The organism is Psychrobacter sp., from assembly GCF_018260395.1.
GTDB lineage: Bacteria > Pseudomonadota > Gammaproteobacteria > Pseudomonadales > Moraxellaceae > Psychrobacter.
Genome location: NZ_JAGLBC010000001.1, coordinates 1 through 19715, shown reverse-complemented (window position 1 = coordinate 19715; position 19715 = coordinate 1). Strand labels below are relative to the sequence as shown.

The window sequence follows — 19715 nt, the reverse complement described above, 5'->3', positions numbered from 1 at the left end:
TAGACTCACTTTAATTACTCTGGGTATTAAAAAAACTATGTCAACAAATTATGTCAAAGCAGTCTTATTTGATTTAGACGGCACTTTAATCGATACTGCAACTGACTTTGTTCGTATTATTGGTCAGATGTCTGAAGCGAACGGTTGGCAAACGCCATCAACTGCATCGATTCGTGAGCAGGTATCTGCTGGTGCGGGTGCCATGGTTAGTTTAATGCTTCAACATAATAACCAGCCTTTAAATGACGAGCAAGTACAACTATATCGTCAACAGTTTTTGGATACCTATGAAGCCGATATCTGTGTAGACAGCCATGTGTTCCCAGGGCTCGAATTACTTTTGGATTTCTATGATAGTAATGGTATCCCGTGGGGCATCGTTACCAATAAACCCCGCTATTTAGCTACCAAATTACTAGAATGTCTCAATCTTGACGAACGTTGTTCAGTTTTGGTATGCCCTGATGATGTGAGCAATACCAAGCCTGACCCTGAGCCTATGTACCTTGCTTTAGAAAAGCTAGGGTTACCACGTGGAGTGGCCAATAGTGTTATTTATGTCGGAGATCATATTCGAGATATTCAAGCAGGCGCAGCGGCAGGCATGACCAATGTGCTTGCTAGCTATGGTTATATTCCTCCTGAAGATCAAGATAACTTGAGTTCATGGGGAGCTGATTATATAGCTGAAACTCCAAAGGCCTTGGTACAGCTATTACGATCAAAAGAGTTTGATTATTTATAGCCTTCAGTCTTTATATAATTCATACTAAATATTTTTCCATAAGACTATCAGCTTTGCCCTCGGATAATATACCTATTCAAGGTCTTTAAAATAGATGATCTTTGGAATTGATTGTCGTTGGAATTGATTGTCTTCGAAATTAATAGCATTTAAAAATTTATCCTAATTTGTCTGTAAATGAATAGTGACTATATGACTAAAACCCTTTTAACGCATGACCAAATTCGAACTTTTAACCCTGAACCAAACTGCTTAAATGGTAAAACTATTTTAGTTACGGGTGCTGGTGATGGGATTGGCCGAGTGGCTGCCTTAACTTATGCAAAATATGGGGCTACCGTATTGTTGTTGGGTAAAACTGTAAGTAAGTTAGAAGCGGTGTATGATGAGATTGAAGCCGCAGGTGGCAAACAGCCAGCTATTATGCCCATGAATCTTGAGTCTGCCAGCTATAGTGATATGCAGCAGTTGGCAAATCTTATCCAGACTGAGATTGGCGAGCTTCATGGTGTACTGCATAATGCCGGTATACTAGGGGCTTTAACTCCGCTTGAAATGTATGATATCGTGACTTTTGAGCAAGTCATGCGTATTAACACTACCGCTACTTTTATGCTAACCCAAGTATTGATGCCTTTATTAAAAGACGTTGATAATGGATCGTTTGTGTTTACCACTAGCTCGGTTGGTTCGCATCCTAGAGCCTTTTGGGGAGCGTATGCCCTATCAAAACAAGCCGTTGAGGGCATGAGTGATATCTTTACTCAAGAGACCCAAAATACCACAAGCTTACGCTTCAATTGTATCAATCCTGGTGCTACCCGTACTAATATGCGTGCTCATGCTTATCCTGGTGAGAATCCTATGACCCTTAAGACGCCAGAAGAGATCATGCCAGCTTATGTATGTTTGATGAGTGATGTCAGTATTAGGGTAAGAGGTCAAGTGATTGACTTACAGCCTAAATAAGTCTTAGATAAGTCTTATTAAGCCGAAAAAAGTTAATGTGGATGCTTAGCCAATTACTCAAAAAAAGAGAGTTAGCTAGTAAAAGAGGGTTATCTAGTTTAGATAGCCTTTTTTTTGCGCCATGGTATATCTGGTTTGAACAGTTATAGGTTCTTGAAAATTACGCCTAAGACCCCATTAAATATAGACAAGGCCCAACTATATGTGGCCAAATCATGATTGATAAGGGAGTTGATTATGGCTGGAGGATGGGCGCGTGATGGCGCTGAACATGATCAAATGGATGCCACCATTAATGATGCTCTTGAACGGGCAAGAAGAGCTCTGCCAAAAGGTGAAAGCTTAGCGTTCTGTGATGAGTGCGGTGACCGTATTCCAGAAGCTCGTCGTCAAGCGCTACCTGGTGTCGAACACTGTGTAAAATGTCAGTCTGAACTTGAAGCTCAGTTTAGAACTCAAGAGCTTTATAACCGACGTGGAAGTAAGGACAGCCAGTTGAGATAGTTGGTTATTTATTGGTTTATTTATTTACTTGGTTATTTATTGGTTTAGTTCATTCATATATTTAGACTGATTATGACAGTGAGTAAGTAATAATATGTAATACGACTTATATAAATAAATAATGTAACTTGGAAATGTAAAAGAGGCACTCTATATTTAATAGAGCGCCTCTTTTTGTTTAGTAGATTCACTGAACAAACTTATTAAACATAACAACTTAAATACAACAACTTTAGTTAAGCGTCTTCTTCATCCGGAACAAAAACATAGCCCACGCCCCAAACTGTCTGAATATAACGCGCCTGAGAAGGATTGTCTTCAATCAAACGGCGTAAGCGTGATACCTGAACGTCAATTGAACGTTCCATAGCACCCCATTCTCGTCCGCGCGCTAGATTCATTAGCTTATCACGAGTCAAAGGCTCGCGAGGATGCTGAACCAAAGCTTTTAATACCGAAAACTCACCCGTAGTTAATGTCACCACATTGCCATCTCGTTTTAGCGTACGAGTAGATAAATCTAATGTCCATGGGCCAAACTGTACCACTTCAATTTGCTGTGAAGGGGCACCTGGTAATTCACGACTGTGACGGCGCAACACAGCTTTAATACGTGCCAGTAGCTCTTTGGGATTAAATGGCTTAGGCAAGTAATCATCTGCCCCTGCTTCTAATCCGGTGATACGGTCACTGTCTGAGCCTTTGGCAGTCAACATGATAATAGGAATATCGCTATTGTCTTCACGTAGACGCTTACAGATACTGATACCATCTTCGCCTGGTAACATCAGATCGAGCACAACTAATGAAAATAACTCACGTTGCATCAATTTGTCCATTTGGCTACCGTCATGAGCCGTACGAACTACAAAGCCGTCGTCTTCTAGAAAGCGTTGTAGTAATGAGCGTAAACGCGCATCATCATCTACCACTAATATGCGATGGGTTAAACTGTCTGTATTGTTGATTTTATTGTCTGACATAATATTTTCCTATGGTTTATTTTATTATAGCAACCCAAGGGGTAAAGGGAAAAATACGTTTTGCAATTATTAAGTTTGCGATTTATATTCATTGATTAATTAGTTAAACTTAGTGTTAAACCTTGAAGCTTTTTTAACGCTTTCACCTAGTAGCAATACCTAACTTATCATAGGTAAATACATTGCATCATTTTATATATCATGGGATTGAGCGTTAAATAATGCCTCAATACAATACCAATATCCAAAAACCTTATTTAATATATGGTTATCAAATGGGTATTAATCAATGATACACTTGATAAAAGATACACTTAACAAATGCTACACTTAGCAATAGGCTATGCTTTATTGAGTTAAGCTTTAACTTTTAGCAAGATAGAGCGCTAAACCTAAATTTAGTGTATAAGATTATGATATAAATTACACACCTATTACATAGTAATGCTGTATGGGTTTGTTAATGTAAACAAGACTTACAGCCAGATTGAAACATAAATAAGCAAAAGCATTTTTATTATGTCAGCTTTTGCTATAATGCCAACCACATTAATTAACTTCGATACGGATATGAACCAAACCGATACCCAAATTACCCACGCTAGCGAAGATAACACTTACCTATCTGCTGATGTTATTGCCAACATTCATACCAAGCTTGCAAAAGAGCTGGGCATTAAGCCTGCGCAAGTCAATGCGTTTGTTAAGCTTTACGACGAAGGTGCCACGGTGCCGTTTATTGCCCGTTATCGTAAAGAAAAAACGCAAGGTCTGGACGACAGCCAACTACGAGCTTTAGAAAAAGGTTTAAATTATGAACGTGACATGGCGTCACGTCGTGCCAAAATTCTTGAGTTACTACAAGGCCAAGGCAATCTAACTGAAGCGTTGCAAACTCGGATTGAGCAAGCTACCTCAAAACTTGAGTTAGAAGACATATACTTACCTTACCGCCCCCGTCGTCGTTCTTTGGCGGCCAAAGCCCGTGCAGCAGGTCTAGGGGATGTCGCTGACAAGCTATTAGCTTCTGAGATGACGCCAACTGAGGCTTTAGAAGGTTATCAATTACCAGAAACTGTTACCGATGATATGGGTAATGAGATTGAGGTTGATTTCTCAGATGCTGAAAAACAGTTGGCCGGTGTTGAAGCTATTATTATAGACAACTGGACCCAAGAGCTTGAGTTACTAGATACCTTACGTACTGGTTTTGCTAAAATAGCGACTATTAACTCAAGTTTAGCCAGCGAAGATAAGCGCGAAGTGGGAGAGAAATTTGCCGATTACTTCGAGCATAGCGAAAGCTTAGCACGCCTGCCTAATCATCGCCTTTTGGCCATGCTTCGTGGCCGTCAAGAAAATGTGCTGGTGTTAAAAGTTGATGGCGAGGACGCCCCTTTCATAGAAAAAATTATCAGCAAGTTCGAATTAGATGCCAAACAGCCCGAAGCAAACCGTCAGTTTTTAGTGACTGCGGCAAATAGTTTGTGGAAGGACAAATGGCGTCCTCATTTAGAACATCGTTTATTGACTGAAAAACGGTTAGCGGCTGAAGCTGATGCGATTGACGTATTTGCTAGTAATTTGCAACATTTATTAATGGCAGCTCCAGCAGGACGTAAAGTCATATTAGGCGTTGACCCTGGTATTCGTCATGGCGTTAAAATGGCAGTTATTGATGAGCATGGTCAAGTCATTCGTGATTCCGATAACATGCCAGCTATTGCTACAGTTTATCCATTTGCCCCAGACAATAAAATGGGTGAAGCAAAAGCGACTATTGCCGAGCTATTAAAAACACATCAAGTGGAATTGGTGGCAATTGGTAATGGGACAGCAAGCCGTGAAACCGATGCTATGATTAAAGAGCTTATCGATGCTGATGATGCAATAACGGCTAAGGCTGTGATAGTTAATGAATCTGGCGCCTCGGTATATTCAGCCAGTGAGCTTGCCAGTGATGAGCTAGCCGACTTAGATGTCTCTATCCGCGGTGCAGTCTCTATCGCTCGCCGTTTGCAAGATCCATTATCTGAGCTGGTTAAAGTTGAGCCTAAAGCCATTGGCGTCGGTCAATACCAGCATGATGTTAACCAATCGCAATTGTCTGATAGCCTCGATAAAGTGACTCAAGATTGTGTGAATGCGGTTGGTGTTGATGTAAACACCGCCAGCCCTGCTATTTTAGCTCACATAGCTGGCTTAAACCGCAACGTGGCTCAACAAATTGTGAATTATCGTAAACAACATGGTGCATTTACCAGTCGTGAGCAATTAAAAGACGTGCCAAGATTGGGCGTTAAAACTTTTGAACAGGCTGCTGGATTCTTACGTATTCGTAATGGCGAAGAGCCATTAGATGCCACAGGCGTTCATCCAGAAAGCTATGGTTTAGTTAAAGAGATTTTAGCTAAATCTGGTAAACAAATTACCGAAGTTCTAGGCAATGATAGCTTTATAAATACCCTAACGACAGATGGTATTGAGGCGGCCAATGATGACAATATTAGTGTTGCCGCCATTAAGCAAGAGCTTGCAAAACCTGCTCATGATCCACGTCCTGAATTTAAGACCGCTCAATTTAGAGATGATGTGAATAGCATTAGTGATTTAGAAGAAGGTATGCAGCTTGAAGGCGTTGTGACTAACGTGACCGGCTTTGGTTGCTTCGTTGATGTGGGCGTTCATCAAGATGGTCTAGTGCACATCTCTGAAATGGCGAATGATTTCGTTGAAGACCCAATGAACTTAGTTAAGCCAGGCGACATCGTCAGTGTACGTGTTATCTCAGTGGACGCTAAGCGTAATCGTATTGGCTTTAGCATGAAGTCAGATCAAGCTACCTCTGTTAAACCAGAAGTAGCCGCAGCCGCCAAGCCAACTATTGATAAGGTAGAGGATAGAGCTAGACCTGCTCGTACACCGCATAAAAATAACAAATCCAAACCAGCCAATAGTAAAAATGCTCGTAACAATCCTCGTACTAATGCTCGCACAAATCCTCGTGAAGAAAACGCTAAGGCTGTCAAACCTACTAATAAGCCAAAAACTGAAGAAAACAAGATTGGCTCATTGGGTGCTTTGTTAAAGCAAGCGGGTCTCAAATAAGCATTATTCAAGTTAGAATTGACTAGGGCGTGTTCCTATTTGGATTATGAGGCTAAAAATGAGATAGATTTTTGTCAAACACGAATAATTTCGAAGATAATATAGGCATATTAGCTAGAAATTAGACACAGTTTGGCGAAAATATAGCCATTTTTAGACCATAACTTATTTAATTTGCAAATAGGGACACGCCCTAAGTTTATTTCGATTGGTTTTGAGCCTGTTAGAACATAAAAAAGGACAGCTATTTTTAGCTGTCCTTTTTTATTTTTGAATTGGGCATAGTAAGTTATAAATTAAAATCTCTTAAGCACGATCTAAACTAAGCGCTTAAATCAACAAAATTAATACCAGCATACTGTTCTAAACGCGTGATAAGAGGTTCTCCCATGGCAGCAGCTGGCGTCCAGAATCCACCTGCAATGTCATCTTTACTGATGTCTAAAAGTAGACACAACGCACTTTGTGCCAACATCTGACAAGTACTTCCATAACCAGGATCTTTATCGCCAGTAACTTTGGTTAAAACTTGATGTTTGTTCTTGGTCTTTCCAAAAAAACGCAGATCAAAATAACCATTATCACGCTCCTTTTTTGCAGGACCGTCGCCAGGCTTCGGCAATACGTGATCATTTAACAAGTCACGAGTCGGCTTGAACATCATGGTAGCTGCAAAACCTGCGATACCCATCGTCATACCATAACTCAATATTCGACCTTTTAGACCTGCAGGTAACCATATGGCTTCATCGTATTTAAAATCATGACCATATTCATAATCACGTAACTGATTCGAACGATGCACAATACGAGTATTTATAGACGCCATAATAAACGGTGCTACCCAACGCTGGTTTTTTTCATCCCATTGCGGCATCACGACGTTGTCTTGACGAACATCAGGACGATTTTTGTCATCGTTTAGCAGATAAGGGTTAGACAGCTGTTTACGTAATGATTTATTCTTGCCTATTTCTTCAAAAATAGTAGCCATTGAAGATACCGTGCCACCTGACAATCCGCCTTTGGCAGCTTTAACTCGCATGTTGATAGTGTCACAATACTCATCATACTTTTTTTGTGCACATTGTTGAGTAAATAATACGCCTAAATCAGAAGGCAAAGAATCAAAGCCGCAAGAGTTAATAATACGAGCGCCTGATTCTTTAGCAGATTGCTGGTATTTATCCAACATATCTTTAATGAAGATAGCTTCACCGGTTAAATCGACATAATCTGTACCCGTCTCAGCACACGCTTTAATCAACGGTTCACCGTATTTCAAATAAGGCCCAACTGTAGAGATGATAACCTGTGCCTGCGCGGCCAAGTTTTGCAAGCTATCTGCATCTTCGATATCTGCTATAATTATTGATAACTCTAAATTGCCCAAATCTTTTTTTAATTGATTTAGCTTGTTTTCGTTACGACCTGCAATGGCCCAACTCAAAGACTCAGAATTATTCTTTTGTTTCGCTTCTTTCAAATCGCCATTTAAGAATGTATGCAGATACGCGGCTACCAATTGACCAACAAAACTTGTGGCACCAAATAACACAATCCCATATTTGCGTTCTGTCTCAATTGTGCTTTTATTACTCATATTATTTAATCCATTAAAAGTGTTATTGCTATTTATACCTTTATTTTAAGTATTTTAATTAAACCATACTCCACGAGTATCTGAAACTTATGTTTGTAAGAAGTGATTATCGAGTTGTAAGAGAAGGTATAAAATATAGCTAAGAGGTAGACTCACATTTATTATTATTTTTAGCAAAAGTGTGGTATCACATGGGCTCAATTAGACGTAAAATAGCTTAATGATTGCGTAAGGGTGAATGTGCTAAAATAATTGCAATATTTAGACTAGGCACTTGAAAATTTTAATGCTTAAGTTGATAGGTTAATGTAGTTGACTAAAACTAAGATTATTAACCAATGTTTGAGTGGCTTACTCGCATCGAATGACGTAGTTTCAAGTAAAATCCCCCTTGCATAGAAATACGCACTTGTTATGATAGCCGTTAAGTTTATCAAACCTGCTCTAATTGATTTTTGAAAACAAATTTACACCCTAATATGTTGTAATATCTTATGTTAAAAATAACAAGGCAATATTATGAGTAATCATTATTCTGAATTTAAATCCAAACTTCAAGGCTCAATGGTTGCCTTAGTCACTCCTATGTTGGCCAATGGTGATGTAGATTACCCACGTCTGGCGAACTTAATTGACTGGCAAATCGAACAAGGTACAGATTGTCTAATTGCAGTAGGTACCACAGGTGAGTCTGCTACTTTATCAATGAAAGAACACAGTGATGTGATTCGCTTTTTTGTAAAGCATGTTGATGGACGTATTCCGGTAATTGCTGGAACTGGCGCCAACAATACTAAAGAAGCCATACATTTAACTTCAGAAGCTAAAGAAGCAGGGGCCGATTGTGCCCTATTGGTAGCTCCTTATTACAATAAGCCGACTCAAGAAGGTCTATATCAACACTATAAAGCGATTGCTGAAGCTGTAGATATGCCACAAATGCTTTATAATGTGCCTGGACGTACGATAGTAGATATTGCTCAAGCTACGGTGGAACGCCTAGCTGACATTGATAATATTGTTGCTATTAAAGATGCGACAGGTTCTGTTAAACGTGGCAAGTTGCTTATTGAAGCTTTGGGCGACCGTATTGTGGTATTGTCAGGTGACGATGGTACCGCTCTAGAACTTATGAATTATGGCGCTAAAGGCAATATTTCAGTGACTGCAAACATAGTACCTAAAGCTATGAGTGAAGTATTTAATGCGGCGTTAAAGGGCGACTTTGAGGCGGCTAAGACAGCTCACGATTCTATTAAACATCTGCATGGTTTGATGTTTGTTGAATCGAGCCCCATTCCAGTAAAGTATGCTCTGCATAGAATGGGTAAAATTGACAAAGGCATTCGTTTACCGATGGTTTGGTTAGATGAGAAATACCATAGCCAGGTAGATGTTGGCTTACGTAGTGCAGGTTTAATAGTTTAGACCATACGGTTTGTTTAAAACTTTGATTTCATACTGGCATTCATTTGAATAATAGTAGTTTTGGAATAATAGTAGTTTTGGAATAATAGTAGTTTGTGAGTAGTAGTAGTTTTTGAGCAATAGTATTTGACCAATAGTTTTTTAATTAATAGTACTTTTTGGCTAATAGTATTTATGAATAATAGCGGTTTAACGTTGAGAAGTTTCTCTTAGCGTTTATACTGCTAACATAGGATAACTCATGCACCATATTCAATTTTCGAATAATTCACAACCGTCACTCTCGACTAGATTACGTACAGTCATGCAAGTGGTTATTATTGGCGCTAGCAGTTTTGGTTTTTTATCGGGATGCCAAGCTACTAAAGGTGTGTTTGGTAATATTAATGATGGTAGTTTAGCCTATCAAAAAGCTAAAAAACTTGATCCTATCAAATTACCAGCTGACCAAGACACTGCACCTTTTATCCCTTTTTACCCTACTCCTGCAGTGGGTGTAAATACCCTTGAAATCAAAAATGACTCAGGCAAGCGTTTTGAGTTACCACCGCCTTATCGTCAAGTGTCTACAAACAATAAAGCCAGCGAATAAGCGTTGGCTTTCACTTTTAATTTCGTCACTTTTAATGTTGTCACTTTACGCTTTTATCCTTATTTTTTGTACTGATACCACCACTCAGTAAACTCTATGCATAGGACTTAAATCATGCAGCTCCAAAAACAAGACCTGCTTTACAAAGGCAAAGCTAAATCTGTCTATGAAACAGAGAATTCAGATTATTTAATCCTTCATTTTCGTGATGATACCTCTGCTTTTAATGGCGAACGTATCGAACAATTAGGTCGTAAGGGTCAGGTAAATAACGGTTTCAACGCTTTTATCATGCAAAAGCTTGAGGAAGCTGGTATTGAAACTCACTTTGAAAAGCAGCTTACTGACGATGAAGTATTGGTTAAGCGTTTAAAGATGATTCCAGTTGAGTGTGTGGTTCGTAACTTCGCTGCAGGTAGCTTAGTACGCAGACTTGGCTTAGAAGAAGGACAGCCATTAACACCTCCAACTTATGAGCTTTTCTTTAAAGACGATGCTCTAGGTGATCCCATGGTAAATGAGTCTTTATCAGTGTCACTTGGGTGGGCAACTCCTGAACAATTAGAAAAAATGAAAGAATTAACTTTCAAAGTTAACGACGTTTTAAAAGAGATATTCGACGCAGGCGGTCTAATGTTGGTTGATTTCAAACTTGAATTTGGCGTTTTCCAAAACCGTATCGTACTTGGCGATGAGTTTTCACCAGATGGTTGTCGCATTTGGGACAAAGAAACTAAGAAAAAATTGGACAAAGATCGTTTTCGTCAAAGTTTAGGCGATGTGATTGAATCCTATGAAGAAGTGGCTCAGCGTATTGGTATTCCTTTATCCCGTTAAATTTTATCCCGCTAAATAAAGCCTAATTCATAAAAAAGATTTATAATTTCCCTCATTAAAAGCTGATTATGATTAAATCATAGTCAGCCTTTTTATTGGCATTAAATCTAGTTAGGTTTTAATTGTATTTTTAATCGACGACAAGGCTAACTGTAATGTATAAATTAACAGTATTTATTCCAGACACTGACTTAGAAAAAGTAAAAGAAGCCTTGTTTGTAGCAGGCGCTGGTCATATTGGTAACTATTCACATTGTTGTTGGCAAGTCAAAGGAGTTGGACAATTTATGCCTCTTGCTGGCAGTCACCCCCACATTGGTCAACAAAACATCATCGAAGAGGTGAATGAGTGGCGGGTAGAAATGGTAGTGGCTAAAGATAAACTAAATGAAGTGGTAATTGCATTAGAGAAGGCGCACCCTTACGAAACGCCTGCTTATGATGTAATCTCACTCGTTGATATTTAAGGTGTAATTGAGCATTCAATTGGCCAGTTAACTATCCATTGACTAATATTAAATCTAACATATCTTCAATCTAACATATCATCAATCGAACTAGACCTTCATCTAGCTAAGCCTAATCCAATTGACTTAAGATAGCCACTTCTTTGATATAGCTTAATAGATCATTTTCAGACTCTTGTAACAGCTCATCGTCGCTCATATGCCTGGCGTACTCAATCCATAACAATAATTGAAACAAACTATTGCGCTCAGCGGCTTTGAACTGCTTACAGAACTGTTTTAAAGTACCCTCATCATTGATATTTAAGCGCCCATACCACCCTTCAATCTTTACTGCCTGCTCTTTGCTAAAGTGAATTTGAAACAGATTATTTACCAATGCGTGACGATTTTCTTCGGCAATGAGTTTGCCCACTCGCTTGATTTGACGGTTACGTGCCGCTGCGCTAGAAATGTCTGATAAAGTCATCAATTCAGCTAAAAAATACTCAGATGCTGGTAGATTTTTCATCTGTTTTTTGGACAAAGCCGATAAAGGTACAGACAATAGTTGTAAACGTTCATGTGCTTTTTTTAATTCAGTACGAGAAACTCGCATGTCATGTTCGGACCAGTCAATCATAAAACTCTCAAATAAATGGTAAATATAATAGCATTGCTAAATAACGTAAAGGGATGAACTGTCGTGACATTAAAACTTTTAGTGCCCCCAATGCAATTTTTCTCGGTGTTTAATCGTTGTCTTTAATTCAGTAGGTAAGCTTTGAGACAATTGCGTATACAATTTCTCGGTAATATAAACTGAGCGATGCTTTCCGCCGGTACAACCGATAGCCACAGTAACAGTATGCCGATTATTGTGTAAAAATTCAGGTAGCCAACGATTTAAAAATTGATAGATATTTTGCTGCATTTCTGCCACTTCTGGAAATTCTGCAAAAAAATCAGCCACTTCTTTATCTTTGCCCGATTTAACTCTTAACTCAGGATTCCAATGTGGATTGGGCAAAATACGCACATCAAATACAAAATCGGCATCAATAGGTATACCGTATTTGAACCCAAACGAAAGAAAGTTCACAGTAATTTTATTATCAGCACCAATGTATTCTCGGACTCGCTCTTTTAGCTGATGAATATTAAGGGTACTGGTATCAATGGTGATATCTGCTTTACTATAAATAGGTTGCAGTGCTTCTGTCTCTTTTTTAATAGCACTGGGTAAGTTTTTGACATCATAACTCGGTATAGCCATCAGTGGATGCACTCGGCGAGTAGCAGCAAAGCGGGCTACTAAAACAGGCTCTTGAGCAGTAACATAGAGAATCTTAACGCTATCGATGCCATAGGAGGTAATTAACTTCTCATAAATACTAGTAAAGTTAGCTGAATCTGCTTGAAGCGTGCGAATGTCTACACCTAGCGCCAATTTATCAATACCACCCGCATTTGACAGCTTTTCAGCCGCATCAGGTAACAAAGATAAAGGCATATTATCAATAACGTAATAACCTAAATCTTCCAAAATATTTAAAACCGAGGTTTTACCAGAACCTGATCGTCCTGAAACAATCAGCACTTCTACGGGTGTCCGCTTTTCTAAATGTGCTTGTGCTTCTACAGATGACGGTTTAGCGATTGGGCTTTGTCCTGTCTCAACTTCTGACTGCATAGCAGACATATGGTAAACTCCCCAGTTTTTTTAGATACTAATAATATTGTTAACGGAAAAACATTATTGCTGCTCTTTGTCGTTGTTCCTCAATACCACATACCACACTTAAGAATTACAAACCAACTTCGCCACTCTTTACCAATAAATCATATTTTTAAATTTGAGGCGTCAATACTGCACTTCAACCTCTACGTTGTCTAATAATCGTGCTTTACCGAACCAAGCCGCTACCGCTATGATCCAAGTTTGATGACCACTAAATTTAGTTATAGGCGTTAAATCCTGATTTTTAACTTCTAAATAATCTATCTTAAAACCCAAGGCATTAATGGCCTTGATACTATCATGAATTAGAACTTGTAGGGCTTCTATACTTTTGACCGCCCCACTTTGTAACTTGATAGCTAATCTGTGTAAAGCTATATTTAGTTGTGGCGCTATCGCACGCTCCATTGGGGTTAAATATTGATTGCGTGAAGATAACGCTAAACCATCTGCGGCTCTAACAATCGGGCCGCCAATAATCTCTATGTCAAAGCTTAAATCTCGGACCAACTGCTTAATAATAGCCAATTGCTGATAGTCCTTTTTGCCAAATATTGCCACATCAGGCTGGACGATATTAAACAATTTGGTTACAACAATACCCACACCATCAAAGTGAGTGGGTCGTGATTTACCACATAGTATTTGACTGATATTACCTGCTAAAACTTGAGTAGGAGGTGGCATAACGGGATACATATCCTCTACATAAGGAGCAAATACATAGTCCGCTTCAGCGTCCTTCAACATTTCAGTATCGGCTTTTAAAGTTCTTGGATAACTGTCTAAATCTTCACCTACTCCAAACTGAGTTGGATTAACAAAGATACTTACTACCACTATATCGGCATGTTGTTTGGCCAATTTGACTAAAGAGATATGACCCTCATGCAAATTACCCATAGTTGGCACTAAAGCTATCTTTTTATTTGCTCTTAATGGTTTAAGCGCATCACGCAATGTTTTTATTGAGTCAAAAGTGGTCGTCATTCATTTATCCAAATAATACGATCAAAATCAATATGGCGAATAAAATTTAAAAACTAATTAAATTGATGCTCAGGTTGAGGATAACTGCCTTCTATGACTGAGTTATGAAATAAGGCAAAAGCACCTTCAACACTACCTGCATAGTTACTTTTTTGGTTTCGCTCATCGGTTAAGAAATCATGAACAAAGCGTGCCACTCTACCTTGAGTTACTCCTAACATGTCATGCATCACCAATACTTGACCATCTGTGTCCGCACCCGCCCCTATACCAATGACAGGCACAGTTACTGATTCAGTAACTTGCTTTGCCAGTGAAGCCGGTACACACTCAAGTAAAATTATAGCTGCTCCAGCTTTTATCACTGCCTTGACATCAGTCAATAATTTAGCAGCACTATCTTCTGTTTTACCTTGTACTTTGTAGCCACCAAACACGTTGACAGATTGTGGCGTTAAGCCTAAATGAACACAAACTGGTGCCCCTGCTGCTGTCAAAGCTGCTACCTTATCTGAAAGCTCGGCGCCACCTTCTAACTTAACGACCTGCGCACCAGCTTGCATAATTCTTCTGGCATTAATAATGCTGTCTTCAAGCGTGACATAGCTCATAAAAGGTAAATCAGCCAAAATTAATGCATGCTTGTTGCTACGTGCCACGTTTGCGGTATGATATACCATATCATCGACAGTCACCGGTAGAGTAGAGTCATGTCCCTGTACCACCATGCCTAAGCTATCACCAATTAAAATGGTATCAACCTCTGCATTTTGCATCATTTTTGCAAACATAGCATCATAACAAGTTAGGCAGCTAAACTTACGACCGTCTATTTTATATTTTTTTAAAGTGGATAAAGTAATCATATAGGCCAGCCCATAAATAAGGAATTAAAGACACAATAAAAGCTATAAAAAACAGCATCAACTACGACAATTTAGTTAATCCTGTCCAATTTCGACTCTGTTCTAGTTCAGTGATTGATACGCCATTAATCTTAACATTTGAATTTAGTTCAATTAGAGGGATTAAGACAAAGTTACGCTCAGTAATACCAGGATGTGGAACTTTTAATAGTGGTGTGTCGATTTGTTCATCGCCATATAATAAGACATCAACATCTAAACTTCTCTCCCCCCAGCGGCGTAAGCGAACCCGTTGAGCTTGTTGTTCTAAATATTGACAAAAACTTAATAAGTCATGAGCCTCTAAAGTGGTCACAATTTCAACAACTACATTGATGAAGTCAGGCTGATCTTGAGGTCCCATAGGTTTAGACGCATATAGTGATGAAACATTGACTTCTATCACCTTCGGATGAGCCTTTAAGCCTTGCACAGCATTTAGAATATGCTGTTTAGGTGTACCGAGTTCATTAGCCAGATTGCCTCCCAAGCCTAGGTAACAGCGTACAGAGCTCGGGCTAGTTAAGGTCGCCACCATGTCAATTACATCCTTAGCTATAAAACCATTAAGACGGGCTTTCTTCTTTGGCTAATCTTTCACTAACCGTCACCAATGAGCTTGGGGCACGACGACGACGTATTGCAGGCACTCTATCACTCTTGGCAATGACATTCTCAACAATAGCTGTCACGGGTTGTTTGCTTTGAGCTTGTTTGCTTTGAGCTTGTTTGCTTTGAGCCTGCTTGTTTTGAGCATGAAGGGTTTTAGCTTGGTGTGAAGCTTCTTTATTACTCTCAGGCTGCTTAGGCTCATTGTGTTGATAGTCAGATTTTTTTGCACCGTTTGACTGCAGTTTTGGTGTATCTGTCTTAACAACGTGTTGCGTCTGTTCAGATTGTGATACGTGCTGCTTAGTAATGTCTTCCTGTTTCGTCTGCCGAGCTTGCAATTGCTCAGACTGAGACAATTGCTGACTTGGAACACGGCGACGACGTTTGGTAGGTATAGGCTCTGATTTAGGCAATAAAACCACGTCTTTTTTCACTACCAACTGAGAAGAAACAACTTTCTGTGCAGTAGCTTTTGTCGGCGCTTTAGAAACAGACTGCGCTGACGTAGGAACATCTTGTTCTGATTGTTCAGCCTTCGATGCGACCTTTTTGTCAGAGTCAGCCTGTAAATCAGCTCGTTTTTGAATATCTGATTGTTTAGGTACTTGCTTAGCCATTTTATCGGCATTAATAGTGAACAAAGGACTCGGTTGATTTTTTTGAGTTGATTGTTCACCGGCTACCTTACCTAATGATAGCTTCTCAAGTTGTGCTCTTTCTTCAGCATAATGCTTATACTTTGTGCTCTGATTCTCCACCTTTTGTTTAGGAGGCTTAGGCACGTAGTTGGAATTCGACTGAAGCGTTGATTCCATACTATCATTAGAGGTTTGTTGCTCCTGACGATTTCTATTGCGATTGCGGTTACGACTGGATTTACTAGCGCCGCGGCGACTATCCCCAGTAAAGCCATCAATAGCCTGTTGCTTTTCTTTTTCGGATAATGTCTGGTAAGTTTGCCACCACTCACCCATACCATTGGTCGACTCTGATAATGGATTAAGCTCATCATCACATTGTTCACGCAATAGCAGGAAGTCAAAAGCAGCTCTAAAGCGAGAATGCTCTGCCAATTGCACAATTTGTTTAATACGAGGATTGGCAAGTTTTGGCTGTAAAATCCAGATATCACGAATGAACTGCTCAGCAAAACGAGGAATGGCAGTTTTCACACGTTGGCGATCAATAACTTTACTGGCAGCTTGCAACTGCGCATCATGAAAAGGCATATTTTTCTTTTTGAATTTAGCCAATTGATGAAGATAGTTATCCCAAAGTAGAGCAGCATAGAAAAAGGCTGGATTAATACTTTTACCCATACCAATACGCTTATCGGTATTAATAGCTACTTGATTAACTAAGCGGGTTGGCTTTTCGGGTGGATAAATGATTAAATGACGAATAGCACCGTACTCGAACAATAAAGGTAACAAGGGTACTAGATATCCCCCAGTAAACATTTTTTGTGATTCATCATACAATCTATGTGGAGATACTTGTTCAAGTAGTGCCCAATTTTCGTCATGAAATTGCTCAGACAGCGCATCGTCAAATTCAAACCCTAACTTTGCTTTGAAGCGCAAAGCACGCAGCAAACGTACGGGGTCTTCTTCTATCCTTAATGGTGCGCGCCCTAATAATCTAAGCGTCTTAGTTTCAATATCATCTAACGCATTACAAAAATCATGTACCACACCTTTTAATGGCTCGTAATACATGGCATTAATTGTAAAGTCACGACGGGCAAAATCTTGCTGAATATCGCCCCAAACATTATCCCGAACAATCATGCCGTCACTGGTAGTATGAGCATCGCCATTAGGAGGCGCACGAAAAGTGGCTACTTCAATCATGTCGCGACCTGAATACACATGTGCCAATTGAAAACGACGCCCAATAATACGGCAACGCTTGCCAAATAAGTCTTTTACTTCATGCGGTCTTGCATCAGTTACGGCATCAAAATCTTTTGGATTTAAACCCATTAATGTATCGCGTACCCCGCCACCAACAATATAGGCGTCAAAACCAGCTTTAGTCAAAGTGGCTATTACTTCGATGATCGAATTGGGTAAATCCGCCTTACTTAACCCTAACTGCTTGGCTGAACGTTCTGCCATGCATCTACTCCCTACAAACAAACAAAAGCCCATTTCTACCCCCTTATAAATTAAGGTTTGGTAATCCAAGGCATATATACCCGATAGTGTAACAAATTTTCAAAGTTGATGCCTAACATACTCAAATTTAGCCATGCTGAGCCTTAGTTAATGGCTATTCCCATAATAATGTTTTGAGTTTGCACCAATTAGTAAACCAATACATAAGCCACCGAAATGTGCTGCAAAAGAAATTCCTGACTGTGGCATCAATCCTTCTTTGAGGATGAACCAATAACTCGCTCCCATAAAAATGCAAGCCAGTAAGTAGCCCCATCGTTTGGCAAAGACCGCACCACCTATCATATAACCCAACATCGAAAATATTAGACCTGAGGCTCCAATATGAATAGAGAATGGCGAACCAAGCCCCCAAGTCATTAATCCTGAACCGAGGATTAGTTTTACAATGGTACGGTAAGCATTGCGTTCAAACAATCCAAATAAGAATAATATCTGTATTAATACTAGGGTATTTCCCATCAAATGAGCAAAGTTGCCATGCATGGTCCAAGATGAGGTCACGCCTATCATGCTATTCAAACTCAAGTTGCGAGGTACAATGCCTAAAGCATTCCAATAATTGAATAACACGGTACTGTTAAGAAAGTACATGAGCCATATTGGCATTAATACAAATGCATAGAGTCCTATAACTTGGCCAAGTCGGTGCTTAATTAGACTGAAAATATCCTGCCATTGCATAGAATGTGCCATGTTATTAAATTTATATCAAATTACTGGTGCGCGTCTTTAACAGGTACCCAAGTGTGTGTATAAAGCTTTGAGTTAGAGTGATAAGGTACCAAGGCTGTCGGCATATAATTTTTAGCAGCGTCAATATGCTGGATTGAATCGTCAAAGAAGATATGTGGAGCAAAAGTTTTTAACACCGAAGTTTTCTCAAGACCACCTAAAAAAAATGCCATATCTACAGTGACCCCCCACTGGCGCAAGGTTTTAATTGCACGAAGATCAGCTGGAGCATTACGGGCAGTCACTAACGCAATTTGAATAGGTCGAGACTGTTCTGAATGAGGCAATCTGTCTTGCAAATGCGACAGTTTAATTAGTAAATCGGCATAAGGTCCTTTTTCGATCGGCAGATCTGTCATTAGCGCTTCTCTATCATGAAAAGCTTTTAAACCTTGTTGCTTATACAATAGCTCCCCTGAGTCATCGAATAACACAGCATCTCCATCAAAAGCAATTCTTAATTGATCAGTGTCTAATGTAAAGGTATTAACGGGTGTCGCGTCTAATATAGCACAAGCACATATCTGTGCATCTGCCACACTTTGTGCATCCTCTTTATTGGTTGTCAAAAATAAGTCTACCTTAAAGTCAGCAATATAATCTGCAACCTGTCCACCAGAAATAAATGCCGAACGAGTGATACATAGCCCTCGTTGTCGAATGGCATTCAAGACACGAATACCCGTTTCAGGGCAACTTTTAGAGATAATAACCACTTCAACCAAAGGAGTATCGTTTTGATAATTGTGGTCGGTGGTAGCTTTGCCACAATTGTTTAAATTCAATATAGCTTGGATTAATGGAAACCCTGCTCCAATCTCTAAAGGATCATTTTCATGTTGCTGCATGTATTCACGAAACTGTTTTGATGCGTCTGTTGGACTATCTTGTAAAAGTTTTTCACGATATTGCTCTGATTCTGTCAAATCAAACAATGCAGTAGCAGATATAGCAACAATCAAGGTGTTAGAGAAGTCGATAGCCATTGAATATAGACCATAATAGATGAATTAAAATGAGGCTTAAGATATTGTAATGTAGGATTTTACGTAATTAACAATTATATAGAATAAGTAACCTTAAAAAGTTTAAATATGTTTCCTGTATTGCTATCAAGCTTGAATTAAATTTATCAGTATAGTCTATAAACAGTGCTGTAAGGATTTTAGAATCTATAAAAGTTATTTTAGAGTCTGTTAAAAATACCCTATAATGAACAAGTGCCTAGCAAGATTTTAGGTTTAATTTTGAAACTTTAAATCCACAAATTGTAGAACGGGAAAAAACCCAGCTAAAGAAACGCGTCACAAAGAAAAAGCCCCCACTCGAGATGAATG

18 protein-coding genes are annotated in these 19715 nt (G+C 39.3%); 8 read left to right on the top strand and 10 right to left on the bottom strand.

The features are described from left to right. The first annotated feature begins 37 nt into the window (after nt 1-37). From QZ265_RS00090 to QZ265_RS00080, 3 genes are all read left to right on the top strand, one after another. Nucleotides 38-745 carry an HAD-IA family hydrolase gene (locus tag QZ265_RS00090; protein ID WP_296402155.1) on the top strand — a complete coding sequence of 236 codons (708 nt, stop codon included), beginning with the start codon at nt 38-40 and terminating at the stop codon, nt 743-745. 192 nt (nt 746-937) lie between these two features. Further along, a complete protein-coding gene (locus tag QZ265_RS00085; protein ID WP_296402154.1) occupies nt 938-1714 on the top strand; it encodes a YciK family oxidoreductase in 777 nt (258 codons plus the stop codon). 237 nt (nt 1715-1951) lie between these two features. Beyond that, a complete protein-coding gene (locus tag QZ265_RS00080; RefSeq protein ID WP_296402152.1) occupies nt 1952-2218 on the top strand; it encodes a DksA/TraR family C4-type zinc finger protein in 267 nt (88 codons plus the stop codon). 236 nt (nt 2219-2454) lie between these two features. Here the strand turns inward: QZ265_RS00080 and ompR are convergent, their stop codons facing one another. Beyond that, nucleotides 2455-3201, bottom strand: a complete 747-nt coding sequence (gene ompR / locus QZ265_RS00075; RefSeq protein ID WP_296402150.1) for a two-component system response regulator OmpR — start codon at nt 3199-3201, stop codon at nt 2455-2457. Between the two features lie 636 nt (nt 3202-3837). Between ompR and QZ265_RS00070 the strand changes: the two genes are divergently transcribed. Then, nucleotides 3838-6309: a Tex family protein gene (locus tag QZ265_RS00070; protein ID WP_296402237.1), complete on the top strand. Its 2472-nt coding sequence runs from the start codon at nt 3838-3840 to the stop codon at nt 6307-6309. Between the two features lie 322 nt (nt 6310-6631). Here the strand turns inward: QZ265_RS00070 and QZ265_RS00065 are convergent, their stop codons facing one another. Further along, nucleotides 6632-7912 (bottom strand): saccharopine dehydrogenase NADP-binding domain-containing protein, encoded by a 1281-nt coding sequence (locus tag QZ265_RS00065; RefSeq protein WP_296402148.1) that lies wholly within the window; start codon nt 7910-7912, stop codon nt 6632-6634. A gap of 519 nt (nt 7913-8431) precedes the next feature. Between QZ265_RS00065 and dapA the strand changes: the two genes are divergently transcribed. From dapA to QZ265_RS00045, 4 genes are all read left to right on the top strand, one after another. Then, on the top strand, nt 8432-9340 hold the full coding sequence (dapA, locus tag QZ265_RS00060; protein WP_296402146.1) for a 4-hydroxy-tetrahydrodipicolinate synthase: 909 nt from the start codon (nt 8432-8434) through the stop codon (nt 9338-9340). Between the two features lie 241 nt (nt 9341-9581). Further along, the gene (locus QZ265_RS00055) at nt 9582-9932 is read left to right on the top strand and encodes a hypothetical protein (RefSeq protein WP_296402144.1); all 351 of its coding nucleotides are present in this window, start codon (nt 9582-9584) and stop codon (nt 9930-9932) included. A 114-nt stretch (nt 9933-10046) separates the two neighbouring features. Further along, nucleotides 10047-10769 (top strand): phosphoribosylaminoimidazolesuccinocarboxamide synthase, encoded by a 723-nt coding sequence (gene purC / locus QZ265_RS00050; RefSeq protein WP_296402142.1) that lies wholly within the window; start codon nt 10047-10049, stop codon nt 10767-10769. A 155-nt stretch (nt 10770-10924) separates the two neighbouring features. Beyond that, nucleotides 10925-11236 (top strand): NGG1p interacting factor NIF3, encoded by a 312-nt coding sequence (locus QZ265_RS00045; RefSeq protein ID WP_296402140.1) that lies wholly within the window; start codon nt 10925-10927, stop codon nt 11234-11236. A 112-nt stretch (nt 11237-11348) separates the two neighbouring features. On the opposite strand, the gene yjgA is transcribed toward QZ265_RS00045, so the two are convergent. The 8 genes from yjgA to QZ265_RS00005 form a co-directional block, all read right to left on the bottom strand. Beyond that, nucleotides 11349-11858 carry a ribosome biogenesis factor YjgA gene (yjgA, locus tag QZ265_RS00040; RefSeq protein ID WP_296402138.1) on the bottom strand — a complete coding sequence of 170 codons (510 nt, stop codon included), beginning with the start codon at nt 11856-11858 and terminating at the stop codon, nt 11349-11351. A gap of 78 nt (nt 11859-11936) precedes the next feature. Beyond that, the gene (gene rapZ / locus QZ265_RS00035; protein ID WP_296402136.1) at nt 11937-12917 is read right to left on the bottom strand and encodes an RNase adapter RapZ; all 981 of its coding nucleotides are present in this window, start codon (nt 12915-12917) and stop codon (nt 11937-11939) included. 162 nt (nt 12918-13079) lie between these two features. After that, nucleotides 13080-13946 carry a pantoate--beta-alanine ligase gene (panC, locus tag QZ265_RS00030; RefSeq protein ID WP_296402134.1) on the bottom strand — a complete coding sequence of 289 codons (867 nt, stop codon included), beginning with the start codon at nt 13944-13946 and terminating at the stop codon, nt 13080-13082. A 53-nt stretch (nt 13947-13999) separates the two neighbouring features. Next, the gene (gene panB / locus QZ265_RS00025; RefSeq protein ID WP_296402132.1) at nt 14000-14812 is read right to left on the bottom strand and encodes a 3-methyl-2-oxobutanoate hydroxymethyltransferase; all 813 of its coding nucleotides are present in this window, start codon (nt 14810-14812) and stop codon (nt 14000-14002) included. A gap of 61 nt (nt 14813-14873) precedes the next feature. Beyond that, entirely contained in the window at nt 14874-15389 is a 516-nt protein-coding gene (folK, locus tag QZ265_RS00020) for a 2-amino-4-hydroxy-6-hydroxymethyldihydropteridine diphosphokinase (RefSeq protein ID WP_296402130.1), read from the bottom strand. Between the two features lie 28 nt (nt 15390-15417). Then, entirely contained in the window at nt 15418-17583 is a 2166-nt protein-coding gene (gene pcnB / locus QZ265_RS00015; RefSeq protein ID WP_296402128.1) for a polynucleotide adenylyltransferase PcnB, read from the bottom strand. A 147-nt stretch (nt 17584-17730) separates the two neighbouring features. Beyond that, nucleotides 17731-18327 (bottom strand): rhomboid family intramembrane serine protease, encoded by a 597-nt coding sequence (locus QZ265_RS00010; RefSeq protein WP_296402126.1) that lies wholly within the window; start codon nt 18325-18327, stop codon nt 17731-17733. Between the two features lie 32 nt (nt 18328-18359). Next, complete coding sequence (locus tag QZ265_RS00005) at nt 18360-19364, bottom strand: 5'-nucleotidase (protein WP_296402125.1); 1005 nt, start codon at nt 19362-19364, stop codon at nt 18360-18362. Nucleotides 19365-19715: the final 351 nt, after the last annotated feature.